Raw genomic sequence first — 25,415 nt, 5'->3', positions numbered from 1 at the left:
AAGCACGCTAGGCGTGCTTGCCGCTTCTCCAGATCGAGAACAGGATCCATACGCCGCAGAAGCCGGCGCCGATGAATCCGCATACGCCCAGCGCCAGCAGCCAGCGGCTGGAAACCCCGCCGACGCTGTGCATCACGATCGACGAGCCGATGATCAGGGCGGCCGTGATCACGCCCACCACCAGTCGGTTCGCGGCTCGGTTCACCTGCTCGCCGAAGCCCTGCAGCGCGGTGGTCTCCACCTTCAGCTGGAGGCGACCACGGCGCGCCGCCTGGACCAGCTTGCGCAGGTCACGCGGCAGTTCACCGGCGAAGTCGACCAGTCCCAACAGGCTGCGGCGGCCGCGCTTGAGCAGCGCCCTGGGGGCATAACGCTGCAGCACGACCCGCTCCAGGAACGGACGCGCGGCGCTGGCCATGTCGAAATCCGGATCCAGCTGCCGGCCCATGCCTTCCAGGGTCAGGAAGGCCTTGATCATCAGGGCCAGGTCCGCCGGCAGGGTCAGGCTGTAGCTGCGCAGCAACTGGGTGATGTCGCCCAGCATCAGGCCGATGCGCAGGTCCTTCAGCGGCACGCCCCGGTACTGGTCGACGAACTGGCTGATGTCATGCTGCAGGCGGTTCTCGTCCACTTCCACGCCGCCGGCCCAGTCCAGCAGTACGTCCGCCACGCCCTGCGGGTCCTGCTCGACCAGACCGTGCAGCAGTTGCGCGACCTGGAAGCGGCGCACTTCGGACAGTGCGCCGACCATGCCGAAGTCGATCACGCCGATGCGGCCGTCGCGCAGGTAGATGATGTTGCCGGGGTGCGGATCGGCGTGGAAGCTGCCGTCCTCCAGCACCATCTTCAGCACGATGCCGGCGCCACGCCGGGCCAGTTCGCGCCGGTCCAGGCCCGCCGCATCGACGCCGGCCAGATCGCGGCCGGGAATGCCCGCGACGAAGTCCTGCACGTTCAGGCTCTCGCAGGTCCACTGCCAGTGCACCTTCGGAATCAGTATGTCGTCACGGCCGCTGAAGTTGCGCGCGATGCGTTCGGCATTGCGGCATTCAGCAGCGAAATCCAGCTCGCGGCGCAGCGATACGGTGAACTGCTGCACGACCTCGGCCGGGCGATAGCGACGCAGGTCCGGCAACCGGGCCTCGACGATCTCGGCCAGCCGCGCCAGCAGCCGCAGATCGGCCTCGACCACGTCGCGGATGCCGGGACGCCGCACCTTCAGCACCACCTCACGACCATCATGCAGCCGGGCGCGATGGGCCTGCGCCAGCGACGCGGCGGCCATCGGGGTTTCATCAAGGAAGGCGAATACCTCCGCCGGCGACGCGCCCAGGTCGGCTTCGAGCTGCCCGCGGATCTCGGCGTACGGCAGGGCCGGCACCGCGTTCTGCAGTTCGGACAGCTCGGCAATCCACTCCGGCGGCAACAGGTCGACGCGCGTTGCCAGCACCTGGCCAAGCTTGACGAAGGTCGGGCCAAGATCCTGCATCGCGCTGCGCACGCGCACCGGTGCGGTCATCCGCAGCAGTTCCTGGCGGTCCTCGTTCCAGTGCAGCAGGCGCCCTGCCCGCTCCAGCGTGGTGGCCAGGCCGATGCGCCGCACCACGTCGCCGAAGCCGTAGCGGATCAGGACAACGGCGATTTCCTGCAGTCGGCCCAGGTCACGGACCGTGCCCAGCGTTTCCCACATCATGCGTGCTCCGGACGGTTACCGGGGCAGCATGTCACAGCTGGGCGTCGATACCGCGCAATGCCGCCGCCACGGTTTGCCGGCGGACGGCTTCGCGGTCGCCGTCGAACTGGAACAACTCGGCGCGGGCGTAGCCGCCCCGGCGCTTCCAGCCGATCCAGACGCTGCCGACCGGCTTGTCCGGGCTGCCACCGCCAGGGCCGGCGATGCCGGTCACCGCGACGGCGATGCCGGCGCCGGAGTTGACCAGTGCGCCGGACACCATCTCCAGCACGGCTTCGCGACTGACCGCGCCGAACTGCTCCAGTGTCTGCGCGCGGACGCCCAGCAGGCGCTGCTTGGCCTCGTAGCTGTAGACCACCATGCCGCAGTCGAAGAACGCCGAAGAACCGGCGATGTCGGTCATGCACTTGGCGATCCAGCCGCCACTGCAGCTCTCGGCGGTCACCAGCTGCAGCGAAGCCTGCTGGAGGCGCTGCCCGAGCGCGGCGGACTGGGCATTGAGATCGGCGTCGGTGGGGATGGACATCGGCATGACGGTGGGGTGAAGAACCCCGTTGTACCGCAGATGACAGGCGGATGTCGCGCCCCTCCGGCACGGTCGCGTTGCCGGCCAGCGGCCGGCACTCCCCGGCATCGGCCGCTACCTCACCACTCCGGCAGTTTTTCCGGCAGCAGCGCCCGAATCGGGCCGCCACCGGCACTGGCGGCCAGCTTTTCGGCTTCGGCGACCGGCAGGTCGACCTGCAGCAGCCAGCCGTCCTCGTCGGCCTGCTCGCTGCGGATCACTTCCAGCTGATGCAGGCGCGCACGCAGGCGGCCGGCATCCGGCGGCAGGCGTAGTTCGCCGGTGACATGCTGCAGGCCCAGCCGCTTGCCCAGCACCGCCTGCAGCAGCTCCAGGCCCTGCCCGTCACGCGCGGAGATCCACACCCGTTCACGGCGCGACTCGTCCGGAATTCCGTCCTGGCCATCGTGGCGGACATCGGCGCCCTCGATGCGGTCGATCTTGTTGAACACCAGCAGCTGCGGCAGATCGCCGGCACCGACCGCGGTCAGCACCTCGTCCACCTGGGCGATGCGCTCCTCGCGGTGCGGATCGGCGGCGTCGACCACGTGCAGCAGGAAATCGGCCTCGCGTGCCTCGGACAGCGTCGAGCGGAACGCGGCGACCAGATCATGCGGCAGGTCGCGGACGAAGCCGACGGTATCGGCCAGCACTACGTTGCCGCCCGGCACCGCGATGCGGCGCACGGTCGGATCCAGCGTGGCGAACAGCTGGTCGGCCGCATAGGCCTCGGCGCCGGTCATGGCGTTGAACAGGGTCGACTTGCCGGCGTTGGTGTAGCCCACCAGGGCCACGCGCGGCAGCTCGCTGCGCACACGCGCACGGCGCATCTGGGTGCGCTGCACTTCGACCTTTTCCAGGCGCTTCTGCAGCTGCTCGACCCGCTTCTGCAGCAGGCGGCGGTCGGTTTCCAGCTGGGTTTCACCCGGGCCGCGCAGGCCGATCGAACCGCCGCGCTGGCGCTCCAGGTGCGTCCAGCCGCGCACCAGCCGCGTGGCCAGGTGGCGCAGCTGCGCCAGCTCGACCTGCAGCTTGCCTTCGTGGCTGTGCGCACGCTGGGCGAAAATGTCCAGGATCAGGCCGGTACGGTCGATCACCCGGCGCTCGAGGAAGCGCTCAAGGTTGCGCTCCTGGCCCGGGCTCAACGCGTGGTTGACCAGGATCAGGTCGGCACCGCTGGCATCGGCCGCGGCCTTGATCTCGTCCAGCTTGCCGCTGCCGATCAGGGTTGACGGATTCGGACGGTCCAGGCGCGCAGTGATCGTCGCGGCGATGCTGGCCCCAGCGGAGCGGGCCAGATCACCGAATTCTTCCAGCACATCGTCTTCCAGCTTGCCGAAATGGGGCTGGATCAACAGGGCGTGCTCGCCCTTTTTCGAGCGGTCAAACATTCACCGCTCCGGTATTACTCGTCTGCTTCATCACCTGCCTGACCACCTTCACCGGACTGCACGTAACCACCACCCGGGCCGACCTTCACATTGCGTGCCGGGACCACCGTGGAAATGGCGTGCTTGTAGACCATCTGACTGACCGTGTTGCGCAGCAGGACCACGAACTGGTCGAACGACTCGATCGTGCCCTGCAGCTTGATGCCGTTCACCAGGTACACCGAAACCGGCACGCGTTCGCGCCGCAGTGCGTTCAAGAAAGGATCCTGCAGCGATTGCCCCTTGGACATTGCACACTCCTGATTATTGTTCTTATTGGGTTGCCGACGGTTGCCACGGCCCCCGAGCCGCCCGCCGACCGACGATGTTACACGGCTGGCGTCGGTTCAGCGTGCGACGAAGGTCGACACCGCGCCAGCCAGGCGCTCGTGGTCGATATGGGGGTCGAACCAGCGCGCATCAAGCTCCCCGCGCAGCCAGGTCAGCTGGCGCTTGGCCAGCTGGCGGGTGGCGAAGATCGCCTTGTCACGGAAGCGGGCGGCATCGCCCTCCCCGTCCAGGTACTCCCACGCCTGGCGATAGCCGACCGCGCGCACGGCCGGCAGGTCCAGCGGCGCCTCCACTCCGGCCATATCCGGCATGGCGCGCAACGCCCGCACCTCGTCGAGAAAGCCCTGCGCCAGCATGGCGTCGAAGCGCGCCTCGATGCGCTGGTGCAGCACCGCGCGGTCACGCGGGGCCAGGATCAGCTTGAGGGTGCGCACCGGCAGCGGCGCCACGCCAGGCCGGCGCTGCCATTCAGTGATGGGGACGCCGGTCAGGCGAAAGACCTCCAGCGCGCGCTGGATGCGTTGCGGGTCGGTGGCATGGATGCGCGCGGCCGCGGCGGGATCGACCCTGGCCAGCTCTGCATGCAGTGCCGCCCAGCCGCGCTCGGCGGCTTCGGCGGCCAGCACCGCTCGCACCCCAGGATCGGCCTCCGGCATCGGTGACAGGCCCTGCAGCAGTGCACGGAAGTACAGCCCGGTGCCACCGGCCAGGATCGGCAGCTTGCCGCGCGCCACGATGTCGGCCACGGCCCGGCCGGCATCGGCGGCGAATTCGGCCGCCGAATACGCCTGCCAGGGGTCGCGCACGTCCAGCAGATGGTGCGGCGCCTGCGCGCGCTCGGCCGCATCGGGCTTGGCCGAGCCGATGTCCAGGTGGCGGTACACGAGCGCCGAATCGACGCTCACGATCTCGCCATCCAGCTGCTGCGCCAGGGCGATCGCCGTGGCGGTCTTGCCGCTGGCGGTGGGGCCCATGACGGCGATCGCCAACGGACGCCGGTCGATGGCCATCAGTCTTCGTCCGGCCAGCGGATCGTCGGCGCGGCATCGGCACGCGGCGTCGGCACGGCCTCGACCGCCTGCCAGATCTTCAGCGCGTCCACGGTGGCCGCCACGTCATGCACGCGCACGATGCGCGCGCCGCGCTGGACCGCGATCAGGTGCGCGGCCACCGACGCCGCCACCCGCTCGGAGGGCGTGTCGCGGCCAGTGAGTTCGCCCAGGCTACGCTTGCGCGACAGGCCGGCCAGCACCGGCACGCCCAGTTCCAGGAAGCGCTCCGAGCGCGCCAGCAGGGTCATGTTGTGGGCGGTGGTCTTGCCGAAGCCGAAACCGAGGTCGATCAGCAGGTTCTTCTTCGCGATGCCAGCCATTTCCGCGGCGAACAGGCGCTGCACCAGGAAACCGTGCACCTCGGCAACCACGTCGTGGTAGTGCGGATCGGCCTGCATGTGGCCCGGCTCGCCCTGCATGTGCATCAGCACCACCGGCACACCGGCTTCGGCGGCCGCCTCCAGCGCGCCGTCCTGGCGCAGGGCGAAGATGTCGTTGATCATGCCGGCGCCAGCGGCCACGGCCGCGCGCATCACCTCCGGCTTGAAGGTGTCGATGCTGATCGGCACCCGCGTGCGCGCAGCCAACTGCTCGATCACCGGAATCACCCGACGCAGCTCTTCCTCGATCGAGACCGGCGCGGCGCCCGGGCGGGTGGATTCGCCGCCGATATCAAGCAGGTCCGCCCCCTCCTCGACCAGCTTCAGTCCATGCGCGACCGCAGCCTCGGTGGTGTCGTGCGCGCCACCATCGGAGAACGAATCGGGGGTGACGTTGACGATGCCCATGACCCGGGCACGGTCCAGGCGCAGGATGCGGCCGGCGCAATCGAGCTGGGGCGAGGTATCGAACATGGGCAATCCTGCTGGGGCAACGAGGCGTAGTTTAAGCCGCGGCCCGGACCCTCGCATGCGCGCCGTTGTTCCCGCCCCCCATCGCCGCTTGGCCGCAGGCGCTGCGGCGCGCCCGTCCGGGCAGTGACATACGGTGGGGATGTCCGCGCCACCGAAGCGGGCACGGACATCCGAGGGTAACGACAGCGCCCTCAGAAATCGCCGAGGCGCGCGTTGTCCGTCGGCGCCGCCAACCAGCCGGCAAGGTCTTCGCCAATGGCGCTGACGGTGCGATCAAGCACGGCACAGGACCCCTTGAAACCGCCGAACGCCCCGCCGCGGGACACACGGCGTGCGGTGACGGTCGCGACCTGGTGGCCATCCTCGAACAGCACGCCACGCACGGCGGCGGACTTGAAATGCCCGACGAAGGCGTTGCCTGCGCTCTGCGCTTCAACCAGCTCAAGCTTCAGTGAACGTCCGTTGCCGCTCTCGGCACCCACCGGGCCGGGCACGACGGTATTGCCGTGACGAGTGGCATGGGTGGACAGCGACTGCGCCAGCGTGGTGCCGATGCTGCACTCGTTCCTGATGGCGTCGGCGATGATCGCCGAGTCCGCGAAAGGAACCGGCTGTGCGGTGCGGATATCTGCGGCAGCGGCGGGTACGGCGATGGTTGCCAGCCCTGCGAGGGCCAGCGGAAGCAGCAGTTTCATGGTGTTCCCCTGTAATCCCGGCCTCCCCCTATGGCGGCCGTGGCCGCGCATCGTGACGCGCGAACGGGCTGTCATGCAAGGCCCAACACGTGCAGGGGGCGGTCGTGCTGCGCGGTGGAGATCATGCGCACGCGGCGGGAGTCACCGCCCACCGCGCAACGCTACTGATGGGAACGTGCCCTGCCGCGGCGCCGTCAACGCCGCCGGCGCCTACGATCCACGTACAGGGTCCTGGCGATGCTCAGCACGACGCCGACGGCGATGCCCACCACGCAGCCCAGCAGCAGGTTGTCGGCGCCCAGCCCTACGCCCACGCCGACCACGGTGGCGATGATCATTTCGGCGGTGTGGGAAATCGGTTCGGGCTTCGGGGCGGACATGCAGGCTCCAGCATCAGTTCGGTTCGGGAGGGGCCGAAGGCCCGGAAACGACAAGGCCGGGTTGCCCCGGCCTCGTCTGGTGTTACGTGCAGCGGGCCGTCAATGCGATTCGGCCGGGCCTGCGATCGGCGGCAGCGGGCGGGCGTCGCCGCCCTTGTCGTTGCCACCGTCCTTGTTCGACTTGCTCCAGCCCGCCGGCGGCGGCGGATCGCGGCCTTCCATGATGGCGTCGATCTGCGGTGCGTCGATGGTCTCGTACTGCAGCAGCAGCTGCGACATCGCATGCAGCTTGTCGATGTTCTCGGTCAGCAGCTGGGTGGTGCGGGCATAGGCCTTGTCGAGGATGTTGCGCACTTCCTCGTCGATCCGGCGCGCCGTGTCGTTGGACACGCTCTTGTGCTGGGTGACCGAACGGCCGAGGAACACCTCGTCGTCCTCTTCGCCATAGGCGATCGGGCCGAGCTGCTCCGACAGGCCCCACTTGGTGACCATGTTGCGGGCCATCTTGGTGGCGCGCTCGATGTCGTTGGAGGCACCGGTGGTGACCTTGTCCTCGCCGAAGATCAGCTCTTCGGCGACACGGCCGCCGTACAGGGAGCACAGCTGCGACTGGATCGCCACGCGGTTCATCGAGTACTTGTCGCCTTCCGGCAGGTACATCGTCACGCCCAGCGCACGGCCGCGCGGAATGATGGTGACCTTGTAGACCGGATCGTGCTCGGGCACCAGGCGGCCGACGATGGCGTGACCCGCTTCGTGGTACGCGGTCAGGGTCTTCTCGTCCTCGCTCATGGCCATCGAGCGGCGCTCGGCACCCATCAGGATCTTGTCGCGGGCACGGTCGAAGTGGTCCATGCGGACTTCCTTCTCGTTGCCGCGCGCGGCGAACAGGGCCGCCTCGTTGCAGAGGTTGGCCAGGTCGGCGCCGGAGAAGCCCGGAGTACCCCGCGCGATCACCATCGGCTCGACGTCGTCGGCCAGCGGCAGCTTGCGCATGTGGACCTTCAGGATGTGCTCGCGGCCCTTCACGTCCGGCAGGCCGACCACGACCTGGCGGTCGAAACGGCCCGGGCGCAGCAGCGCCGGGTCCAGCACGTCCGGACGGTTGGTGGCGGCGATCACGATCACGCCTTCACCGCCCTCGAAACCGTCCATTTCGACCAGCAGCTGGTTCAGGGTCTGCTCGCGCTCGTCATGGCCACCGCCCAGGCCGGCGCCACGATGGCGACCGACGGCGTCGATTTCGTCGATGAAGATGATGCACGGGGCATGCTTCTTGGCCTGCTCGAACATGTCGCGCACGCGGCTGGCGCCGACGCCGACGAACATTTCCACGAAGTCCGAACCGGAGATCGAGAAGAACGGCACCTTGGCTTCGCCGGCAATGGCCTTGGCCAGCAGCGTCTTGCCGGTACCCGGCGGCCCGACCATCAGCACGCCGCGCGGAATCTTGCCGCCCAGCTTGGTGAACTTCGACGGGTCGCGCAGGAAGTCAACCAGCTCGCCCACTTCTTCCTTGGCCTCGTCGCAGCCGGCGACGTCGGCGAAGGTGACCTTGATCTGGTCCTCGCCCTGCAGCTTGGCGCGCGACTTGCCGAAGGACATCGCGCCCTTGGCACCGCCACCGCCGCCCTGCATCTGGCGCATGATGAACAACCAGAAGCCGATGATCAGGATGACCGGCAGGAAATTCATCAGGATCGCGCCGAGGGAAATGCCGCTGGACGGCTCCTCCTGCACGATTTCCACGTTCTTGGTACGCAGCACGTTGATCAGGTCCCGATCGAACGGCGCGGTGATGGTGGACGACTGCCCACCACGGGTGGTGTAGGTCAGCTGGCTGGTGCCGCCGCGCATGTCGCCGCCGAAGGCGACCTTCTGCACGTTGCCACTGTCCACCTGGTCCAGAAACTGCGAGTAGGACGCACCCTGCGCGCCCGCCCCCGAGGTCTTGGGCGAGAAGCTCTGGAAGACCACCATCAGCACGACGGCGACGACCACCCATAGCAGGAGGTTCTTGGTCAAGTCGTTCATCCTCATTGGCTCCGGTGTTCCTCTCAGTGCTGGCGTTGCGTGGGGGTCGAACTTGCGTACAGTGCGAGCTTACTTCATGTGGGCGCGTTTTCCCTGACCCAAGGCATACACCTCGGGGGAGCGCTTGCGCGAGGCTTCCGGCTTGCGGATGGAGACCTTGTCGTACCGGCGGCGCATGTCGCGCACGTAGTCGTCAAAGCCCTCACCCTGGAACAGCTTGATCAGGAATGCCCCACCGGTCTTGAGGTGGTTGTCGGCAAAATCCAGGGCCAGCTCCGCCAGGTGCATCATCCGCGGCTGGTCGACCGCGCCCACACCACTCTTATTGGGGGCCATGTCCGACAGCACAAGGTCTACCGGCTGGTCCCCGAGCATGGCTTCAAACTGTGATAGGACGGCGTCTTCCCTGAAGTCACCATGAAGGAACTCCACGCCGGCCAGCGGCGGCATGTCCAGGATGTCCAGCGCCAGCACTCTACCGGTGTCGCCGATCTGTCTCCGAACCTGCTGAGACCAGCCGCCGGGGGCCGCGCCAAGGTCGACCACCACCATGTGCGGCTTCAGCAGGCGGTCACGTTCGAGCAGCTCCTCGAGCTTGTAGGCGGCGCGCGAGCGCATGCCCTCGGCCTGCGCCTTCTTCACGAAGGGGTCGGAGAAGTGTTCCTTGAGCCAGCGCTGGCTGCTTTTGCTGCGGGTAGCCATTGAAAATAGGGGCTGATGGGGTCCTCATGATACCCTGATCGCCCCATTCAACCGTGTTTTCCTGCATGTCCATCGCCCTGACCGCCTCCCAGACCCGTTTCCTGCGCGGCCAAGCCCACGACCTGAAGGCCCTGCTGCAGACCGGCGGCAAGGGTGTGACCCCGGCCTTCATCGCGGAGCTGAACGAAGTGCTGGAGCGCCACGAACTGGTCAAGGTGAAGGTCGCCGCAGAGGATCGCGACGCCCGTGACGCGATGATCAGCGAGATCGTCGAAGCCACCGGGAGCGCACTGGTGCAGCGCATCGGCCACGTCGCGGTGCTGTACCGCCCGAGCAAGGAACAGCGTCAGATCGTGCTGCCGCGCGGCTGATCGTCCCACCGTCATGCAGCTGAACCACGAACCGCCGGATTACGCCTACAGCCTGCGCGCCGCCGATGGCCGCTCGGCCAAGGTGAATGACCAGGTGCTGGGCGGCAGTTTCTTCCTCACCCCGGACCAACTGGTCACGCACTGGCCGGTGGCAAGTGCCGCCGCGCTGCAGCTGGCGGACCTGGAGCCGATCCTGGCGCTGAACCCGGCGCTGATCGTGCTGGGCACGGGTGACCGTCAGGTATTCCCGCCCGCGGTGGTGATGGCCGCCTGCCTGTCGCGTGGCATCGGCCTGGAGGTGATGAACAATCCGGCCGCCGCGCGCACCTTCAACATCCTGGCCGGCGAAGGCCGCAAGGTCGCCGCCGCCTTCATCCTGGAAGGCTGAATTCGAGGCGCCGGGTGCCGCCCGGCGCTAGCTGCGCGAAGGCGTGCAGCGGAACGCGGAGAACGCCTGCAGCCGACCGATCAGGTTGCCGCCCTGCCCCCAGCGGATCTCCATGACCTGCCAGTCCTGGCCCTGCCGCTGCAGCAGGACCCGGTCGGTCCAGCGATAGTCACCCACCGCCAGATCGACCGGGACCCACGTGGCGTTGCCGGTGGACCCGGGCATTCCCACGCTCACCGTCTGTGGTCGATCCGGCGCCATCAGGTAGGAACTCTGGTCGAGCATGTGCGGCTTCTCGTCAGGCGCAGCCAGTGCGGTACACGCCTGCTCGTAAGCGCGCTGCGCCTCGACCGCTGAGCGCAGGGCATCGCCCAGCAGCGGCGCAATGGCCGCGTCGTCCGACGCTGGCGCCTGGACGACAGCGTACAGGCGGGTAACCACCTCGCGCGGATCGGTGCTGGCGGCGGACAGCGGCGCGACGATGAACAGCGGCAGGAAGACGGCGAAGCGGCTCATACGGCACCGGGTTGGCTGGGTGCGCAGCAGCATGCCGCGTTCCGCGCCCGTCGGGAAGGTTGAGATACGTCTCTCAAACGCGCGCCTCGCCCGGCCCGACGCCACCAGGCGAGGACGCCGGGCGCGGCCCGGCGCTTGCGCATCCGGCGATCAACGCGCCGGGAGGTATTGCTGCGGGTCGACCGGCTTGCCGTTGTAGCGGATCTCGAAGTGGACCATGTCGCGGTTCGCGCCGGTGCGGCCCATCTCGGCGATCTGCTCGCCTGCCTTCACGCTCTGCCCTTCGTTCACCAGGCGCTTGCGGTTGTGGCCATAGGCCGACAGCCACTGGTCGCTGTGCTTGATGATGATCAGCTCGCCGTAGCCGACCAGGCCGGCGCCGGAGTACACCACCACACCGTTGGCGGTGGCCTTGACCGGCTGGCCGCTGGTACCGGCGATGTCCACGCCCTGCTTGGTCGCATCGCCGGCAACGTAGCGGCCGACGATGGCGCCATCGGCCGGCCAGCGCCAGGCGATATTGCTCTTCACCGGACCGGCCGGTGCCGGGGTCGGCGCAGTACTGCCAGCGCTGCTGCCACCCGGGCGCGGCGCAGTGACCACCGTAGTCGGCGCACGACCACCACCCGCACCCGGCGGATACAGGCGGATCACCTGGCCCGGGTAGATGGTCGAAGGATTGTCCAGGCTGTTCCACGCGATCAGGTCGGCCGGCGTGATGTCATGGATGCGGGCCAGCGCATAGATGGTGTCGCCCTTGCGCACCACCACGGTCTGCCCGGGCTTGGGCACCGAGGTCTTCGGCGTGGTCACCGCACCACCGGCACTGCCGCCGCCCGGGCGGACCACGGTGGCGGTGCCGCAGGCGGCCAGGGTGGAAACCAGCAACGCCAGCGCGCCGATGCGCACTCCCTTGCTCAGACGATCAGGACTCATGCGAACTTCGACCTCCATACAAGCCAGGCGATCAGCACCACCACCAGCGCGGTGGCGATCCAGCCCAGCGGTTCAATCCAGCGACGCAATGCCGCTTCGGCACGCGCACCACCGATACGGATCACCGCAGCCAGCACGAACACGCGCTTGCCGCGACCGATCAGCATGCTCAACAGATACTGCGGCATCGGTACGCCGACGATACCCGATGCCCACGTGAAGACCTTCATCGGGATCGGCATGAAGCCGCCCAGCACCAGGAAGGTGAACACCGCCCACGGCGATTCGGCCATCTTCGCCTGCACGGTGGTAATGCCCTGTTCGATCGCAGGCAACATGCCCAGCGCTTCGAACAGTGGCTTGATCGCCTCGAAGGCGTAATGCCCCAGCGCGTAGCCGACCAGTGCGCCGACCATCGAGCCCGCCAGGCTGAGGGTGGCGAACCACCAGCCCCGCTTGGGCTGGGCCACGCACATCGGCGCCAGCATCACCTCCGGCATCACCGGGAAGATGATGGCTTCGAAGAAACTCAACACCGTCAGGTAGGTCGGCGCGCGTTCGTGCGCCGCCCACTTCATCGCCCGCTCGTACAGCGGCCCGAAAATCTTCATGCAACCCTGCTCCGTGGATTAGTCGAGCATGCCAGACAGCAGCGGCACGAACGTGACCGGCGCCAGCACGCGTTGTTCGATGCTGCCATCGGGTCTGCGGTCCAGCTGCACCAGCGACTGCCCACCCGGGCCACCGACCGGTGCGACCAGACGCCCGCCTTCGGCCAGCTGCCCGACCAGTTCGTCGACCAGCGCCGGCGCCGCGGCAGTGACCACGATGGCATCGAACGGACCGTGCTCGGCCCAGCCAGCGCGGCCGTCGTCATGCTTGGTGCGGATGTTCATGCCCAACGCACGGAAGCGCTTGCGCGCCTGGCGCAGCAGGTCGCCGATCCGTTCCACGGTGTAGACCTCCAGGCCCAGCGCGCCGAGGATGGCGGCCTGGTAGCCGGAACCGGTGCCGACTTCCAGCACCCGCTTCGGCGCGACCTGGAGGACCGCCTCGGTCATCCGCGCAACCACCCAGGGCTGCGAGATCGTCTGCCCGTGGCCGATCGGCAGCGCGGTGTCCTCATAGGCACGCGACGCCAGCGCTTCATCAATGAACAGATGGCGCGGCACCACGCGGATCGCATTCAAGGTGGACTCGTCGGCGATGCCGGCCTCGCGCAGGCGGTCGACCAGGCGGTCACGCACGCGCTGCGAGGTCATGCCGATACCCACGGCCTCCGGCTGCAGTCGCAGGCGCGGACTCATGCCGGCTGGTCCAGCGCGGCGCTGAGGCCGCCGACCCAGCTGGCCACCTTTTCCAGGGCCTGGTAGCGGGTCAGGTCCACCTGGATCGGCGTGATCGAGATATGGCCGGTACGCACGGCGTGGAAGTCGGTACCGGGGCCGGAGTCCTGCTCGCGGCCGGCCGGGCCGATCCAGTACACCTCGTTGCCGCGCGGATCCTTCTGCGCGATGCAGCCCTCGGCGCGGTGCCGGTTGCCGAGACGGGTGACCTCGAAGCCCTTGACCTCGCTCCACGGCAGGTCCGGCACGTTGACATTGAGGATGGTGTCGGCCGGCAGCGGATCGGCCTTGAGCCGGGTGACGATCTCCACCGCCGCGCGCGCCGCGGTTTCGTAGTGCTTCGGATCGTGGTTGCGGCTGACCAGCGACACCGCCACGGCGGGCAGTCCAAGGAAGCGACCTTCCATCGCTGCCGAGACGGTGCCGGAATAGATCACGTCGTCGCCGAGATTGGCGACATTGTTGATGCCGGACACGACAATGTCGGGCTCGAACTCAAGCAGGCCGGTCAACGCCAGATGCACGCAGTCGGTGGGTGTACCTGCCACCGAAACGGTGTAATGGTCGATGCGCTTGAGCCGGATCGGCAGGTCCAGGGTCAGCGAATTGCTGGCACCGGAGCGGTCGCGGTCGGGCGCGACCACCGTGACTTCGTGTCCAGCCTCGCGCAGCACCGAGGCAAGCATCCGGATGCCTGCGGCGTCGACGCCATCGTCATTGCTGACCAGGATTCGCATCTTCGATTTAACCGCTTGATTTTCCAAGAATTCGATTCCGTCACCGTGCAGTGTGGGCGGGACCGTCGCGCTCCCCTGCGGAAGCCGTCGACCCTGCAAGGGCATCGTCTATTGTGCCGCATGCGGGCCGCCGGTCCTACCCTGCCGGCGGTCACGACCGACATCGAACCGTCATAGGCAGACCTGCGCCGGCGGTTTACCCTGTGCGCATGTCGCACCCTGAAGACGAAGATCCCGCCGCGCTGTTCCGTGCGGCCATCGGCGCAGTGACGCCGCTGCGCAAGGATGCCGAGCCGGCGCCTGCCGCGCCCCGGCCGAAACCACGCGCGCGGATGGCCGAACGTGACGAGGCCGAGGCAGCCGGCGAGTTCGCCCGGCTGCTGCGCGACAGTACTCCGCTGGAAGCTGGCGACGTGGCCAGCTATCGCCGCGACAACCTGCCGCCGCGCCTGTTCCAGCGCCTCAAGCGCGGCCAGTACTCGGTGCAGGACGAGCTGGACCTGCACGGTGCCACCGCCGCGCAGGCCGAAGCCCTGCTGCGCCAGTTCTTGCTGGAAGCGCATGCCCATGAGTATGGGTGCGTGCGCATCATCCATGGGAAGGGACTGCAGTCCGACGGCGGCGCGCCGGTGCTGAAGAACCTGGTTGACCGCCTGCTGCGGCTGCGCAATGACGTGCTGGCGTTCCATTCGGCGCCGACCGGCCAAGGCGGGACCGGCGCGGTACTGGTGCTGCTGGCACGGCGCTGAAAAAAGGGGTCGCCGTGTGTCCAGGTAGAGTCGACTGTCAGTCGACTGCTCTTCCAGCGGCAAGCGAATACCCCGCGCTGCGCGCGCAAGTCGACTGACAGTCGACTCTACCGCGCGCCCTGCTCAGGCCTGCGAGGCGTCTTCGACGGGGCCGAGTTCGTGCAGCACGGCGGTGGCGTAGCAGCCCGGCGGCAGCGCGAACGAGAGTTCCAGTACATCACTGGCCAGCCACTGATGCTGCAGCAATGCCGGGCGCAGGCGCAGCGCGCGCCGTTCCTGCTTCAATCGCGCCTCTTCCAGGCCGGCCCGCAGCGCCTTCGATTCGTCGTCGTCCAGCGCGGCCAGCTCCAGCGCGCGTGCGGCATCGGCGCTGCGCAGCTCGCCTTCGCCCCACAACGGCGCGCTGGGATGGATGTCGAAACGCGCCAGGCGCTCGGCCAGCACGTCGGTGTACGGCTCGGGACCGAACACGCTGCGGCTGCCGTCGAGCATCCACACTTCACCCTGCAGCGGCTGATCCCAGTTGCCCTGCTCCACGCGCGCGGCGAGCACGCGGTTGAACAGCGCCGAACGGGCAGCCGACAGCAACAGCGAACGCTGGTCCTTGCGCATGCGGCGACCACCGAACATCGCCAGTGCCGCTGGCACGTTGCCGCCATCGCGCCCGAAGCGCTGTTCGCCGAACCAGTTCGGCAGACCGCGTTCGGCAATCTGCTGCAGGCGTTCGCTGATTGCGGCGGCATCACCCCGCACTTCGCGCAGCACCAGCCTGAAGCGGTTGCCGGCCAGTGCGCCGCGCTGCAGCTTGCGGTTGTGCCAGGTCGCGTCGAGCACCTCGATCTCGTCGCTGGCCAAACCGGCCAGGTCCGGTGCGATGCGCTTGGGCAGGTGCACGCTGAAACGCTGAGTGGTGACCGCGTTGCGATCCTTCATGCCGGCATAGCTCACTGCCATCTCCGACAGGCCCCCCCACGTGGCCAGCCGCTTGGCCACATGCACGGTGTTGGCACCACGCTTGCGGATGTGCAGCAGCAGGTGCTCGCCTTCGCCGGTCGCTTCGAACGCCGGCAACTCGTCCACCTGGAAATCCTCCGGCGTGGTGCGGATGCGAGCCGACAGCAACGGCGCACCAAATGCCAACGGCAGCGGGATCATGCCGCCACCAGCAACACGACCGCCTGTGCGGCGATGCCTTCGCCACGGCCGGTGAAACCGAGCTTCTCCGACGTGGTGGCCTTGACGCTGACCGCATCCAGCGGCAGCTGCAGCAGGCCGCCGATGCGCTCGCGCATGGCCAGCGCATGCGGGCCGACCTTCGGACGCTCGCAGATCACCGTGATGTCGGTGTTGCCGACGCGCCAGCCCCGCTCGCGCAGCAGGCCGTCGCAGTGGCGCACGAAGTCACTGCTGTCGGCACCCTTCCAGCGGTCGTCACTCGGCGGGAAGTGCTGGCCGATGTCACCCAGCGCCAGCGCACCGAGCATCGCGTCGCACAGGGCATGCAGGATCACGTCGCCGTCGCTGTGCGCGAGCACGCCGCAGCTGTGCGGCACGTTCACCCCACCGAGCATGATGTGATCGCCCTCACCGAAGGCATGGACGTCGTAGCCCTGGCCGATGCGGACGGGCGGGAACGGTGCGGTGCTCATGGATGCAACCCTTGCAGCAGGGCCGCGCGGGCGGTCAGCCGGCGCGGCGGGAAAGTACGAATTCGAACCGGTCGAGATCGGCCGGAGTGGTGACCTTGAAGTTGTCCTCGCTGCCTTCCACCAGCAGCGGGCGCTGGCCCTGGCGCTCCATGGCCATGGCCTCGTCGGTGACTTCGACACCGGCGGCAGCGGCTTCGGACAGCGCGCGGCTGAGCTGGTGGCGGCGGAACAGCTGCGGCGTCAATGCACGCCACAGGCGCTCGCGCGGCTCGGTGCCATCGATGCCACCGTCGTCGCCGGCGCGCTTGAGGGTGTCGCGCACCGGTGCGGCCAGGATCGCCCCGACCGGGTCGGCACGACCGACTTCAAGCAGGCGGCCAAGGTCGGCCAGCGACAGGTTGGGCCGGGCCGCATCGTGGACCAGCACGAACTCATCGGCGCGCACCGAATCCGGCAGCGCCTGCAGCCCGGCCAGCACCGAGGCGGCACGGGTTGCGCCACCGATGCAGGTCCGTACCGGCTTGCCGGCCCAGTCATTCCAGCCGGGCCAGTCCGCATCGTCCTGGCCGATCACCACCATCGCCCCGGCGACGGCCGGGTGCGCCAGCAGGGCGTCCAGGGTATGGGCAAGCAGGATCTGCCCGCCCGCCTGCAGGTACTGCTTGGGCAGCGGCGCGCCGAAGCGGGTGCCGCGGCCTGCGGCCGGAACCACCACCCAGATCGCCGCGCTCATGGCACATCCGCCGGGTGTTCGCCCGCCGGCGCGTTGGCCCCTGCAGCAGGCTGCACCGGAGCGACCGGCGCATCCTCGACCACGCGGTAGAACTTCTCGCCGGGCTTGATCATGCCCAGCTCGCTGCGCGCGCGCTCCTCGATGGCGGACTGGCCTTCCTTGAGGTCCTTCACTTCAGCAGCCAGCGCGTCGTTGCGCTGCTGCAGGCCCTCGTTGTCCCGCTCCTGGTTGGCGACCTGGGCTTCGAGCATCATCACTTCGCCCGAATTGCCCGGACCGAACCAGAAGCGGTACTGCAGCCAGCCCAGCAACAGGGCCAGCACCAGCAGCATCCAGCGCCAGTCGCGCATCGGCTCAGCGCTTCAGCGAAACGAACGCGTCACGACCGGCGTAACGCGCGCCGGCGCCGAGGGCTTCCTCGATGCGCAGCAGCTGGTTGTACTTGGCCACGCGATCGCTGCGGCACAGCGAACCGGTCTTGATCTGGGTGGCGGTGGTGGCCACGGCGATGTCGGCGATGGTGGTGTCTTCGGTTTCGCCCGAGCGGTGCGAGACCACGGCGGCATAGCCGGCGCGGTCGGCCATGGCGATCGCTTCCAGGGTTTCGCTGAGCGTGCCGATCTGGTTGACCTTGATCAGGATCGCGTTGGCGGTGCCCGAATCGATGCCTTCCTGGAAGATCTTCGGGTTGGTCACGAACAGGTCGTCACCGACCAGCTGCACCTTCTTGCCGATGCGCTCGGTCAGCAGCTTCCAGCCGGCCCAGTCGTTCTCGGCCAGGCCGTCTTCAATCGTGATGATCGGGTACTGCGCGGCCCAGTCGGCGAGGAAGTCGACGAACTGCTCGGAGGTCAGGCGCTTGTTCTCGCCGACCAGGTTGTACTTGCCGTTCTCGAAGAACTCGCTGGAGGCCACGTCCAGGCCCAACAGCACGTCTTCACCGGCGGTGTAGCCGGCCTTGCCGATCGCTTCGAGGATGGTGTCGAGTGCTTCGACGTTGCTGCGGAAGTCCGGCGCGAAACCGCCCTCGTCGCCCACCGCCGTGCTCAGGCCGTGGCCCTTCAGCACCGACTTCAGCGAATGGAAGATTTCGGTACCGGCACGCAGCGCTTCGGAGAACGAGGTGAAGCCGACCGGCAGCACCATGAACTCCTGGAAGTCGACGTTGTTGTCGGCATGCGCGCCGCCGTTGATGATGTTCATCATCGGCACCGGCAGCGACGGGGTCACCCCGGTCTTGGCCGCCAGGTACTGCCACAGCGCCTGCTTGTTCGACGCGGCAGCGGCGTGCGCGGCGGCCATCGAAACACCCAGCAGTGCGTTGGCGCCCAGCCGACCCTTGTTCTCGGTGCCGTCCAGATCGATCAGGCGACGGTCGAGGCCGGCCTGGTCGGTGGCTTCGAAGCCCTTGAGCGCGGCGGCAATCGTGGTGTTGACGTTGTCGACGGCCTTGCGCACGCCCTTGCCCAGGTAACGGGTCTTGTCGCCGTCACGCAGCTCGACCGCTTCCTTGGTGCCGGTCGAGGCGCCGGAGGGAACCGCGGCGCGACCGAACGAACCGTCCTCCAGGATGACTTCGGCTTCCAGCGTGGGGTTGCCACGGCTGTCGAGGATTTCACGGGCGTGGATGCTGCGGATCGTACTCATGGTCGGGCCGGTTACCTGTCTGGAGAGGGGGCGACAAAACGAATGCCGCGTGATTATCCCCGGCTGCCCGCCACTTGCCAAATGGCGCGGGCGCCGTCAGCCAGACTGGCCCAGCAACGCGCCGCCAGCGCCAGCGCGATCAGACCCCGGGCCGATCACGCCTTGCCAGGGTCGCATTCATCAGAGCAGCCCGTAGAACAGGGCGCCGAGCCACAGCGAGAGCAGGATGATCGCCAGGCCGGCCGCCACCTTGCCACGGTTCAGGCGCCACGCCAGTCCGGCGGCAGCGATGCAGCCCACGGCCGCCACCAACTCCCCGATCAGCAGCGCGATGAAGCAGGCGCGCAGGTTGAAGCCGCTGCCACCATCACCCGGCGGGCGCACGGACGCGGCGCCGATCAGCGCCAGCCCGAACATGCCCGCGGTGAACAGCACGGCCAGGCCCAGCGCGATCAGGCCCCATGGCCACTGCCTCCAATGCCGGCGCTGACGCTGGCTTTCCAGCGCCAGCCACGGGTCACGGCTCACGCAAAGCGCGAGAAGCCGTGCTTCTTGGTCACCGCGTCGAGCTCCATCAGGGTCTCGAGCAGTGCTTCCATCTGGTCCAGCGGCCACGCATTGGGGCCGTCGGACAGGGCCTTGGACGGATCCGGATGGGTCTCGGCGAACAGGCCGGAGATGCCCACTGCCACTGCAGCGCGCGCCAGCACCGGCACGTGCTCGCGCTGGCCACCGGAACTGGTGCCCTGCCCGCCCGGCAGCTGCACCGAGTGGGTGGCATCGAACACCACCGGGCAACCGGTATCGCGCATCACCGCCAGCGAGCGCATGTCGCTGACCAGGTTGTTGTAGCCGAAGCTGGCACCGCGCTCGCAGACCATGATCTGCTCGTTGCCGGTGGCCTTGGCCTTCTCCACGACCGGCTTCATGTCCCACGGCGCCAGGAACTGGCCCTTCTTGATGTTGACCGGCTTGCCGGCCGAGCACACCTTGCGGATGAAGTCGGTCTGGCGGACCAGGAACGCCGGGGTCTGCAGCACATCCACCACCGAGGCCACTTCGTCCATCGGGGTGTATTCGTGGACGTCGGTCAGCACCGGCACGCCGATCTGCTTCCTGACCTCGCCCAGGACCTTCAGGCCCTCTTCCATGCCCGGGCCGCGGAACGCGGTGCCCGAAGTGCGGTTGGCCTTGTCGAAGCTGGACTTGAAGATGAAGTTGACGCCGAGCTTGTCGGTGATTTCCTTCAGCTTGCCGGCGGTATCGAGCTGCAGCTGCATCGACTCGATCACGCAGGGTCCGGCGATCAGGAACAGGGGCTGGTCCAGCCCGACCTCGAATCCACACAGTTTCATGGCGTTTCCTTGTTGTCCGCGGCACCGGCCGGGCCGGTGCGCTGGGGGTTTAAGCATGCAGGATGGGGGCCGAAGCCCCCATTCACAAGTCAGGCGCGCGCTTCGGAAAGCAGCTTGCCGCCCGCCTTGCGCTCGCGCGCGGCACGGATGAAACCGATGAACAGCGGATGGCCGTCACGCGGCGTGGACAGGAATTCCGGGTGCGCCTGGCAGGCCAGGAACCACGGATGGGTATCGCGCGGCAATTCGACCACTTCCACCAGCGTGTCATCCATCGACTTGCCAGCGATCACCAGCCCCGCATCTTCCAGCTGGGTGCGGTAGCGGTTGTTGAACTCGTAGCGGTGGCGATGGCGCTCGGCGACCACGTCCTTGCCGTACAGCTCACGGGCCAGCGTGCCCGGCTTCAGGCGCTGCTCCTGCAGGCCAAGGCGCATGGTGCCGCCAAGATCGCTCTTGTCGTCACGCTTCTCGACATCGCCGCTGGCGGTGCGCCATTCGGTGATCAGGCCGATCACCGGGTTCGGCGACTGGCGGTCGTTCTCGGTGCTGTTGGCGCCTTCCAGGCCAACCACGTTGCGGGCGTAGTCGACCACGGCCGCCTGCATGCCGTAGCAGATGCCGAAGTACGGCACGTGCTGCTCGCGGGCGAACTTGGAGGTCAGCACCTTGCCTTCGAAACCACGGTCACCGAAGCCGCCCGGCACCAGGATGCCGTCGACATCGGCCAGTGCGGCCATGTCGGTGCCCTCCAGGTCCTGCGCTTCCAGCCACTTCAGGTTGACCTTGGTGCGCTGGCGCAGGCCACCGTGCTTCAGCGCCTCGCCCACCGACTTGTAGGCATCCTGGTGATCGACGTACTTGCCGACCACCGCGATCGTGACTTCATCCAGCGGATGCAGGGTTGCGTCAACCGCATCCTCCCACATCGACAGATCGACCGGACCGGCCTTGTCAGCCAGCTTCAGCTGGTTGACCACGATCTCGTCCAGGCCCTGCGCGTGCAGGCCCGACGGAATGCGGTACAGCACGTCGACGTCCGGCACGCTGATCACCGCGCGCTCGGAGACGTTGGTGAACTGGGCGATCTTGCGGCGCTCCGAATCCGGCACGGTCTGTTCGGAGCGGCACAGCAGCACGTCCGGCTGGATGCCGATCGAGCGCAGTTCCTTCACCGAATGCTGGGTCGGCTTGGTCTTCAGCTCACCCGCAGCGCCGATGTACGGCACCAGGGTGAGGTGCATGAACAGCGCCTTCTCCGGGCCGCGCTCGGTGCGCACCTGGCGGATCGCTTCCAGGAACGGCAGCGACTCGATGTCGCCGACGGTACCGCCGATCTCGACCAGCGCGACGTCGTAGCCCTCGGTGGCCTCATCGATGCAGCGGCGGATCTCGTCGGTGATGTGCGGAATGACCTGCACGGTCGCGCCGAGGTAATCACCACGACGCTCCTTGCGGATCACGTTCTCGTAGATGCGACCGGTGGTGACCGAGTTCTTGCGGCTCAGGCGGGTACGCACGAAGCGCTCGTAGTGGCCCAGGTCAAGGTCGGTCTCGGCACCGTCGTCGGTGACATAGACCTCGCCATGCTGGAACGGACTCATCGTGCCCGGGTCCACGTTGATGTACGGGTCGAGCTTCATCATCGTGACCTTCAGGCCACGGGCTTCGAGAATGGCGGCCAGCGACGCGGCGGCAATGCCTTTGCCGAGCGAGGACACCACGCCGCCGGTTACGAAAATCAAGGGAGTCATGGCTGCAAGCATCCTGTCTGGAAATGGAAAACGGCAGCGCCACGCGCACCCGGAGGGCGGGCATGGTGCTCAGAGGGGGTTTTCCGGTTCGCTGCAACAGCGAGGGAGGTGCGGATCCGCGCGGCAGGCGCCGGACCGGGACCACCGTGCGAGGTCGGGGCGGCCGTGCCGGCCACATCGACCGTCACCTGCGACCCGCATTGCTGGCGGCCACGCTTGGCCGTGCCAGCCCATTCGCAAAGGGTGGACACGCACTTACTCCCGGAAAGCCATAGTTTACAGATTGATGGCCGCCAACCCAAGGGGCAGACGCCACGTTCCTCAAAAGAAACGCCCCGCTGGGCGGGGCGTTCCGGAGCGCAGCCCTTGTCGCAAGGGCGTCTGGCAGGCCGTGGGATCAGCGCTTCTTGCGCGCTTCCTCTTCCTCTTCCTGCTGCGGGGCCGGCTGGCCCTGCGCCTTCATTTCGGCATTGGCCTGGGCACGGCGCTTGGCCTTGGCGTCGGCCTCGGCCTGCGCCTTGTCGGCCTGGTCACCCTGCTGCTGGGCCGGCTGGCCGGCGTTCTGCGCCACCACCAGCGGCACTGCAACGGCGGCAGCGGCCAGGATCGCAATGGTCAGCAACTTCTTCATGGAGTCCTCCTCGCGGTATGGCTGGGATGTGCGGCGCCGGCGTTCAGAATCCAGCGGCTGTCATTTTACCCCCTCCCCGCCATCGAGGCTGAACCGCAGGCGTGCAAAATCGCCGTCCAGACCGCACACTTGCGCGTCGCTCCGCGCTTTAGAACATAGATGAACGCCCGCTATAACGCCGCCGATATTGAAGTCCTGTCCGGCCTTGACCCGGTCAAGCGCCGTCCCGGCATGTACACCGACACCGCGCGCCCGAACCACCTGGCGCAGGAAGTGATCGACAACTCGGTGGACGAGGCCCTCGCCGGCCACGCCCGCTCGATCGAGATCACCCTGTACAAGGACGGCAGCGTGGAGGTCAGCGATGACGGCCGCGGCATGCCGGTGGACATCCATCCGGAAGAGAAGATCCCCGGCGTCGAACTGATCCTCACCCGCCTGCATGCCGGCGGCAAGTTCAGCAACAACAACTACACCTTCTCCGGCGGCCTGCACGGCGTCGGCGTCAGCGTGGTCAACGCGCTGTCGACCCTGGTGGAGGTGCACATCAAGCGCGAAGGTGCCGAGCATCGCATCACCTTCCGCAACGGCGACCGCGCCACGCCGCTGGAAGTGGTCGGCAGCGTCGGCAAGAAGAACACCGGTACCCGCGTGCGCTTCTGGCCGGACCCGAAGTACTTCGATACGCCGAAGTTCGCGGTGCGCGCGTTGAAGCACCTGCTGCGCGCCAAGGCCGTGCTGTGCCCGGGCCTGACCGTGAAGCTGACCGACGAAGCCACCGGTGAAGTCGATACCTGGTACTACGAGGACGGCCTGCGCGATTACCTGAAGCTGGAACTGGGCGAGCGCGAATCGCTGCCGGCCGACCTGTTTGTCGGCAACCTCAAGAAGGACACCGAGGTGGTGGACTGGGCCGTGGCGTGGCTGCCGGAAGGCGAGCTGGTGCAGGAAAGCTACGTCAACCTGATCCCCACCGCCCAGCACGGCACCCATGTCAACGGCCTGCGTACCGGCCTGACCGAGGCGCTGCGCGAGTTCTGCGACTTCCGCAACCTCCTGCCGCGCGGCGTCAAGCTGGCCCCGGAGGACGTGTGGGACCGCGTGTCGTTCGTGCTGTCGCTGAAGATGACCGACCCGCAGTTCAGCGGCCAGACCAAGGAACGCCTGTCCTCGCGCCAGGCGGCCGGCTTTGTCGAGGGCGCCGCCCACGACGCCTTCAGCCTGCTGCTGAACCAGAACGTGGAACTGGGCGAGAAGATCGCGCAGATCGCCATCGAGCGCGCCAGTGCACGCCTGAAGACCGAGAAGCTGGTCGTCCGCAAGAAGGTCACACAGGGCCCGGCCCTGCCCGGCAAGCTGGCTGACTGCATCAGCCAGGACCTGTCCCGCACCGAGCTGTTCCTGGTCGAGGGTGACTCGGCAGGTGGCAGTGCCAAGCAGGCGCGCGACAAGGACTTCCAGGCGATCCTGCCGCTGCGCGGCAAGATCCTCAATACCTGGGAAGTCTCGTCCAACAGCGTGCTGGCCTCGGAGGAAGTGCACAACCTGGCCGTGGCCATCGGCTGCGACCCGGGCAAGGACGACATCACCGGCCTGCGCTACGGCAAGGTGGTGATCCTGGCCGACGCAGACTCCGACGGCCTGCACATCGCAACCCTGCTGACCGCGCTGTTCCTGAAGCACTTCCCGGCGCTGGTCGATGCCGGCCACGTGTTCGTGGCGATGCCGCCGCTGTTCCGCATCGATGTGGGCAAGCAGGTGTTCTACGCCCTGGACGAGGAAGAAAAGCGTTCGATGCTGGACAAGATCGAGCGCGAGAAGATCAAGGGCGCGGTCAACGTCACCCGCTTCAAGGGCCTGGGCGAGATGAACCCGAACCAGCTGCGCGAGTCGACCATCCACCCGGATACGCGCCGCCTGGTGCAGCTGACCGTGGACGATGGCGAACAGACCCGCTCGCTGATGGACATGCTGCTGGCCAAGAAGCGCGCCTCCGACCGCAAGGGCTGGCTGGAGTCGAAGGGCGACCTCGCCTCGCTGGAAGTCTGATACCGGCGCGGGGTCGGATCCGTTTCCTGACAGGAAACGGCTCTGACCCGGTTGCCCGGTAGTGCCGGCCGCTGGCCGGCAACCTCGACGGCCGGCCAGCGGCCGGCACTACCGGTTCATGCGCCCTTGGCATTACGCCCCCATCGGCAAACCCGGCAGCGCCATAATGCGCGTCCACCCGTGTGGACCATCGTATTGGCCAGCCACTCGCTGCTGTTCCCCGGCCTGCCGCTGCACAGTGCACGGCTGGTCCTGAGCCCGATCCGCCGTGACGACGCCGCCGCGCTGTTCACGCTGCAGTCCAACCCCGATGTGATGCGCTGGTGGAACCATCCGGCCTGGACACGCCAGGCCGAAGCACGCGCGCAGATCGACGATGATCTGGCCGCCCAAGCCATCGGCAGCCAGCTGAAGCTGGCGGTGCGTGAATCTCTGGAGGGCCCGCTGCTGGGCATCTGCGTGGTGTTCGCGGTGGACCGCGATGCAGCGCGCGCCGAGATCGGCTACCTGCTGTCGCCTGATCGGCAGGGACAGGGCTACATGCACGAGGCCCTGCAACAGGTGCTGGCCTACCTGTTCCGCACCCTGCACCTGCATCGGGTGGAAGCCGAGATCGATCCGCGCAATGCGCCGTCCGCGCACGTGCTCGAACGCCTCGGCTTTCATCGCGAAGGCGTGCTGCGCCAGCGCTGGCGGATCCAGGGGGAACTGGCCGACTCGGCCGTCTATGGCCTGCTGGCCGATGACGAAGCGGCCGCCACCCTGCCGGCTTGACCCAATCTGGCCAGTCGTGGCCACAACGCCACGCCATGCCTTTGGACACATACGGCATGGGCTGCCACCGGCCTAGCATCGGAA

At 67.7% G+C, this 25,415-nt stretch carries 29 protein-coding genes; 5 read left to right on the top strand and 24 right to left on the bottom strand.

What is annotated here, in order from left to right:
* Positions 1–7: 7 nt before the first annotated feature.
* From ubiB to rlmE, 10 genes are all read right to left on the bottom strand, one after another.
* Complete coding sequence (gene ubiB / locus NSQ78_RS08420; protein ID WP_064239637.1) at positions 8–1,690, bottom strand: 2-polyprenylphenol 6-hydroxylase; 1,683 nt, start codon at positions 1,688–1,690, stop codon at positions 8–10.
* A 34-nt stretch (positions 1,691–1,724) separates the two neighbouring features.
* Positions 1,725–2,219, bottom strand: a complete 495-nt coding sequence (locus NSQ78_RS08415) for a nicotinamide-nucleotide amidohydrolase family protein (RefSeq protein ID WP_053463576.1) — start codon at positions 2,217–2,219, stop codon at positions 1,725–1,727.
* 119 nt (positions 2,220–2,338) lie between these two features.
* Positions 2,339–3,649: a ribosome rescue GTPase HflX gene (gene hflX, locus NSQ78_RS08410; RefSeq protein WP_308306435.1), complete on the bottom strand. Its 1,311-nt coding sequence runs from the start codon at positions 3,647–3,649 to the stop codon at positions 2,339–2,341.
* Between the two features lie 14 nt (positions 3,650–3,663).
* Positions 3,664–3,939, bottom strand: coding sequence for an RNA chaperone Hfq (gene hfq, locus NSQ78_RS08405; RefSeq protein ID WP_004152891.1), 276 nt, complete (start codon positions 3,937–3,939; stop codon positions 3,664–3,666).
* 96 nt (positions 3,940–4,035) lie between these two features.
* The gene (miaA, locus tag NSQ78_RS08400; protein ID WP_064238113.1) at positions 4,036–4,989 is read right to left on the bottom strand and encodes a tRNA (adenosine(37)-N6)-dimethylallyltransferase MiaA; all 954 of its coding nucleotides are present in this window, start codon (positions 4,987–4,989) and stop codon (positions 4,036–4,038) included.
* Positions 4,989–5,885, bottom strand: a complete 897-nt coding sequence (gene folP / locus NSQ78_RS08395) for a dihydropteroate synthase (RefSeq protein ID WP_064238111.1) — start codon at positions 5,883–5,885, stop codon at positions 4,989–4,991. Before folP ends, miaA begins: the two co-directional genes overlap by 1 nt.
* 191 nt (positions 5,886–6,076) lie before the next feature.
* On the bottom strand, positions 6,077–6,580 hold the full coding sequence (locus NSQ78_RS08390) for a hypothetical protein (protein WP_053091676.1): 504 nt from the start codon (positions 6,578–6,580) through the stop codon (positions 6,077–6,079).
* Between the two features lie 194 nt (positions 6,581–6,774).
* Positions 6,775–6,960 carry a hypothetical protein gene (locus NSQ78_RS08385; protein ID WP_049469015.1) on the bottom strand — a complete coding sequence of 62 codons (186 nt, stop codon included), beginning with the start codon at positions 6,958–6,960 and terminating at the stop codon, positions 6,775–6,777.
* Between the two features lie 99 nt (positions 6,961–7,059).
* Positions 7,060–8,994 (bottom strand): ATP-dependent zinc metalloprotease FtsH, encoded by a 1,935-nt coding sequence (gene ftsH / locus NSQ78_RS08380; protein ID WP_049469014.1) that lies wholly within the window; start codon positions 8,992–8,994, stop codon positions 7,060–7,062.
* Positions 8,995–9,063: 69 nt separating this feature from the next.
* On the bottom strand, positions 9,064–9,696 hold the full coding sequence (gene rlmE, locus NSQ78_RS08375; protein WP_064238108.1) for a 23S rRNA (uridine(2552)-2'-O)-methyltransferase RlmE: 633 nt from the start codon (positions 9,694–9,696) through the stop codon (positions 9,064–9,066).
* Between the two features lie 65 nt (positions 9,697–9,761).
* Between rlmE and yhbY the strand changes: the two genes are divergently transcribed.
* Together yhbY and NSQ78_RS08365 are read left to right on the top strand one after the other, a co-directional pair.
* The gene (gene yhbY, locus NSQ78_RS08370; protein ID WP_064238106.1) at positions 9,762–10,067 is read left to right on the top strand and encodes a ribosome assembly RNA-binding protein YhbY; all 306 of its coding nucleotides are present in this window, start codon (positions 9,762–9,764) and stop codon (positions 10,065–10,067) included.
* Positions 10,068–10,080: 13 nt separating this feature from the next.
* A complete protein-coding gene (locus NSQ78_RS08365; RefSeq protein WP_014646710.1) occupies positions 10,081–10,455 on the top strand; it encodes an Mth938-like domain-containing protein in 375 nt (124 codons plus the stop codon).
* 27 nt (positions 10,456–10,482) lie between these two features.
* Here the strand turns inward: NSQ78_RS08365 and NSQ78_RS08360 are convergent, their stop codons facing one another.
* The 5 genes from NSQ78_RS08360 to surE form a co-directional block, all read right to left on the bottom strand.
* Positions 10,483–10,971: a hypothetical protein gene (locus NSQ78_RS08360; protein ID WP_064238104.1), complete on the bottom strand. Its 489-nt coding sequence runs from the start codon at positions 10,969–10,971 to the stop codon at positions 10,483–10,485.
* 150 nt (positions 10,972–11,121) lie between these two features.
* Positions 11,122–11,907, bottom strand: coding sequence for a peptidoglycan DD-metalloendopeptidase family protein (locus tag NSQ78_RS08355; RefSeq protein WP_053507016.1), 786 nt, complete (start codon positions 11,905–11,907; stop codon positions 11,122–11,124).
* Entirely contained in the window at positions 11,904–12,518 is a 615-nt protein-coding gene (locus NSQ78_RS08350) for a YqaA family protein (protein WP_014036746.1), read from the bottom strand. Before NSQ78_RS08350 ends, NSQ78_RS08355 begins: the two co-directional genes overlap by 4 nt.
* An 18-nt stretch (positions 12,519–12,536) precedes the next feature.
* The gene (locus NSQ78_RS08345; RefSeq protein WP_049464681.1) at positions 12,537–13,214 is read right to left on the bottom strand and encodes a protein-L-isoaspartate(D-aspartate) O-methyltransferase; all 678 of its coding nucleotides are present in this window, start codon (positions 13,212–13,214) and stop codon (positions 12,537–12,539) included.
* On the bottom strand, positions 13,211–13,990 hold the full coding sequence (gene surE / locus NSQ78_RS08340; RefSeq protein WP_049464682.1) for a 5'/3'-nucleotidase SurE: 780 nt from the start codon (positions 13,988–13,990) through the stop codon (positions 13,211–13,213). Before surE ends, NSQ78_RS08345 begins: the two co-directional genes overlap by 4 nt.
* A 209-nt stretch (positions 13,991–14,199) precedes the next feature.
* Here surE and NSQ78_RS08335 point away from each other — a divergent pair, with 209 nt between their 5' ends.
* Entirely contained in the window at positions 14,200–14,739 is a 540-nt protein-coding gene (locus tag NSQ78_RS08335) for a Smr/MutS family protein (RefSeq protein WP_049464684.1), read from the top strand.
* Between the two features lie 123 nt (positions 14,740–14,862).
* Here NSQ78_RS08335 and truD read toward each other — a convergent pair whose 3' ends face one another.
* The 9 genes from truD to NSQ78_RS08290 all read right to left on the bottom strand — a co-directional run bounded on the left by truD (position 14,863) and on the right by NSQ78_RS08290 (position 22,508).
* Positions 14,863–15,894 (bottom strand): tRNA pseudouridine(13) synthase TruD, encoded by a 1,032-nt coding sequence (gene truD / locus NSQ78_RS08330; protein WP_064238100.1) that lies wholly within the window; start codon positions 15,892–15,894, stop codon positions 14,863–14,865.
* The gene (ispF, locus tag NSQ78_RS08325) at positions 15,891–16,388 is read right to left on the bottom strand and encodes a 2-C-methyl-D-erythritol 2,4-cyclodiphosphate synthase (RefSeq protein WP_049464687.1); all 498 of its coding nucleotides are present in this window, start codon (positions 16,386–16,388) and stop codon (positions 15,891–15,893) included. Before ispF ends, truD begins: the two co-directional genes overlap by 4 nt.
* A gap of 34 nt (positions 16,389–16,422) precedes the next feature.
* Positions 16,423–17,121 carry a 2-C-methyl-D-erythritol 4-phosphate cytidylyltransferase gene (gene ispD, locus NSQ78_RS08320; protein ID WP_049464689.1) on the bottom strand — a complete coding sequence of 233 codons (699 nt, stop codon included), beginning with the start codon at positions 17,119–17,121 and terminating at the stop codon, positions 16,423–16,425.
* Positions 17,118–17,471 (bottom strand): cell division protein FtsB, encoded by a 354-nt coding sequence (gene ftsB / locus NSQ78_RS08315; RefSeq protein WP_049464692.1) that lies wholly within the window; start codon positions 17,469–17,471, stop codon positions 17,118–17,120. Before ftsB ends, ispD begins: the two co-directional genes overlap by 4 nt.
* Positions 17,472–17,475: 4 nt before the next feature.
* The gene (gene eno / locus NSQ78_RS08310; RefSeq protein WP_064238098.1) at positions 17,476–18,768 is read right to left on the bottom strand and encodes a phosphopyruvate hydratase; all 1,293 of its coding nucleotides are present in this window, start codon (positions 18,766–18,768) and stop codon (positions 17,476–17,478) included.
* Positions 18,769–18,948: 180 nt separating this feature from the next.
* Positions 18,949–19,296, bottom strand: a complete 348-nt coding sequence (locus tag NSQ78_RS08305) for a hypothetical protein (protein ID WP_064238096.1) — start codon at positions 19,294–19,296, stop codon at positions 18,949–18,951.
* Positions 19,293–20,123 (bottom strand): 3-deoxy-8-phosphooctulonate synthase, encoded by an 831-nt coding sequence (gene kdsA, locus NSQ78_RS08300; RefSeq protein WP_053463431.1) that lies wholly within the window; start codon positions 20,121–20,123, stop codon positions 19,293–19,295. Before kdsA ends, NSQ78_RS08305 begins: the two co-directional genes overlap by 4 nt.
* 89 nt (positions 20,124–20,212) lie before the next feature.
* Complete coding sequence (locus NSQ78_RS08295) at positions 20,213–21,877, bottom strand: CTP synthase (protein ID WP_053506902.1); 1,665 nt, start codon at positions 21,875–21,877, stop codon at positions 20,213–20,215.
* Between the two features lie 397 nt (positions 21,878–22,274).
* Positions 22,275–22,508, bottom strand: a complete 234-nt coding sequence (locus tag NSQ78_RS08290) for a hypothetical protein (RefSeq protein ID WP_064238094.1) — start codon at positions 22,506–22,508, stop codon at positions 22,275–22,277.
* 159 nt (positions 22,509–22,667) lie between these two features.
* On the opposite strand from NSQ78_RS08290, the gene parE reads away from it, so the two are divergent.
* The gene (gene parE, locus NSQ78_RS08285; protein WP_049464702.1) at positions 22,668–24,557 is read left to right on the top strand and encodes a DNA topoisomerase IV subunit B; all 1,890 of its coding nucleotides are present in this window, start codon (positions 22,668–22,670) and stop codon (positions 24,555–24,557) included.
* 195 nt (positions 24,558–24,752) lie between these two features.
* Positions 24,753–25,331 carry a GNAT family protein gene (locus NSQ78_RS08280; RefSeq protein WP_049464706.1) on the top strand — a complete coding sequence of 193 codons (579 nt, stop codon included), beginning with the start codon at positions 24,753–24,755 and terminating at the stop codon, positions 25,329–25,331.
* Positions 25,332–25,415: the final 84 nt, after the last annotated feature.

Source organism: Stenotrophomonas sp. FSL W7-1447 (genome assembly GCF_037966425.1).
Lineage (GTDB): Bacteria > Pseudomonadota > Gammaproteobacteria > Xanthomonadales > Xanthomonadaceae > Stenotrophomonas > Stenotrophomonas pavanii.
Note: the sequence above shows the minus strand (reverse complement) of the source record. Positions and strands in the feature narration are given on the sequence as shown.

Bases quoted from the DNA above. Each gene is read 5' to 3' on its own strand.
- ubiB (WP_064239637.1), bottom strand. From the start codon at position 1,690: ATGTGGGAAACGCTGGGCACGGTCCGTGACCTGGGCCGACTGCAGGAA.
- NSQ78_RS08415 (WP_053463576.1), bottom strand. From the start codon at position 2,219: ATGTCCATCCCCACCGACGCCGATCTCAATGCCCAGTCCGCCGCGCTC.
- hflX (WP_308306435.1), bottom strand. From the start codon at position 3,649: ATGTTTGACCGCTCGAAAAAGGGCGAGCACGCCCTGTTGATCCAGCCC.
- hfq (WP_004152891.1), bottom strand. From the start codon at position 3,939: ATGTCCAAGGGGCAATCGCTGCAGGATCCTTTCTTGAACGCACTGCGG.
- miaA (WP_064238113.1), bottom strand. From the start codon at position 4,989: ATGGCCATCGACCGGCGTCCGTTGGCGATCGCCGTCATGGGCCCCACC.
- folP (WP_064238111.1), bottom strand. From the start codon at position 5,885: ATGTTCGATACCTCGCCCCAGCTCGATTGCGCCGGCCGCATCCTGCGC.
- NSQ78_RS08390 (WP_053091676.1), bottom strand. From the start codon at position 6,580: ATGAAACTGCTGCTTCCGCTGGCCCTCGCAGGGCTGGCAACCATCGCC.
- NSQ78_RS08385 (WP_049469015.1), bottom strand. From the start codon at position 6,960: ATGTCCGCCCCGAAGCCCGAACCGATTTCCCACACCGCCGAAATGATC.
- ftsH (WP_049469014.1), bottom strand. From the start codon at position 8,994: ATGAACGACTTGACCAAGAACCTCCTGCTATGGGTGGTCGTCGCCGTC.
- rlmE (WP_064238108.1), bottom strand. From the start codon at position 9,696: ATGGCTACCCGCAGCAAAAGCAGCCAGCGCTGGCTCAAGGAACACTTC.
- yhbY (WP_064238106.1), top strand. From the start codon at position 9,762: ATGTCCATCGCCCTGACCGCCTCCCAGACCCGTTTCCTGCGCGGCCAA.
- NSQ78_RS08365 (WP_014646710.1), top strand. From the start codon at position 10,081: ATGCAGCTGAACCACGAACCGCCGGATTACGCCTACAGCCTGCGCGCC.
- NSQ78_RS08360 (WP_064238104.1), bottom strand. From the start codon at position 10,971: ATGAGCCGCTTCGCCGTCTTCCTGCCGCTGTTCATCGTCGCGCCGCTG.
- NSQ78_RS08355 (WP_053507016.1), bottom strand. From the start codon at position 11,907: ATGAGTCCTGATCGTCTGAGCAAGGGAGTGCGCATCGGCGCGCTGGCG.
- NSQ78_RS08350 (WP_014036746.1), bottom strand. From the start codon at position 12,518: ATGAAGATTTTCGGGCCGCTGTACGAGCGGGCGATGAAGTGGGCGGCG.
- NSQ78_RS08345 (WP_049464681.1), bottom strand. From the start codon at position 13,214: ATGAGTCCGCGCCTGCGACTGCAGCCGGAGGCCGTGGGTATCGGCATG.
- surE (WP_049464682.1), bottom strand. From the start codon at position 13,990: ATGCGAATCCTGGTCAGCAATGACGATGGCGTCGACGCCGCAGGCATC.
- NSQ78_RS08335 (WP_049464684.1), top strand. From the start codon at position 14,200: ATGTCGCACCCTGAAGACGAAGATCCCGCCGCGCTGTTCCGTGCGGCC.
- truD (WP_064238100.1), bottom strand. From the start codon at position 15,894: ATGATCCCGCTGCCGTTGGCATTTGGTGCGCCGTTGCTGTCGGCTCGC.
- ispF (WP_049464687.1), bottom strand. From the start codon at position 16,388: ATGAGCACCGCACCGTTCCCGCCCGTCCGCATCGGCCAGGGCTACGAC.
- ispD (WP_049464689.1), bottom strand. From the start codon at position 17,121: ATGAGCGCGGCGATCTGGGTGGTGGTTCCGGCCGCAGGCCGCGGCACC.
- ftsB (WP_049464692.1), bottom strand. From the start codon at position 17,471: ATGCGCGACTGGCGCTGGATGCTGCTGGTGCTGGCCCTGTTGCTGGGC.
- eno (WP_064238098.1), bottom strand. From the start codon at position 18,768: ATGAGTACGATCCGCAGCATCCACGCCCGTGAAATCCTCGACAGCCGT.
- kdsA (WP_053463431.1), bottom strand. From the start codon at position 20,123: ATGAAACTGTGTGGATTCGAGGTCGGGCTGGACCAGCCCCTGTTCCTG.
- NSQ78_RS08295 (WP_053506902.1), bottom strand. From the start codon at position 21,877: ATGACTCCCTTGATTTTCGTAACCGGCGGCGTGGTGTCCTCGCTCGGC.
- NSQ78_RS08290 (WP_064238094.1), bottom strand. From the start codon at position 22,508: ATGAAGAAGTTGCTGACCATTGCGATCCTGGCCGCTGCCGCCGTTGCA.
- parE (WP_049464702.1), top strand. From the start codon at position 22,668: ATGAACGCCCGCTATAACGCCGCCGATATTGAAGTCCTGTCCGGCCTT.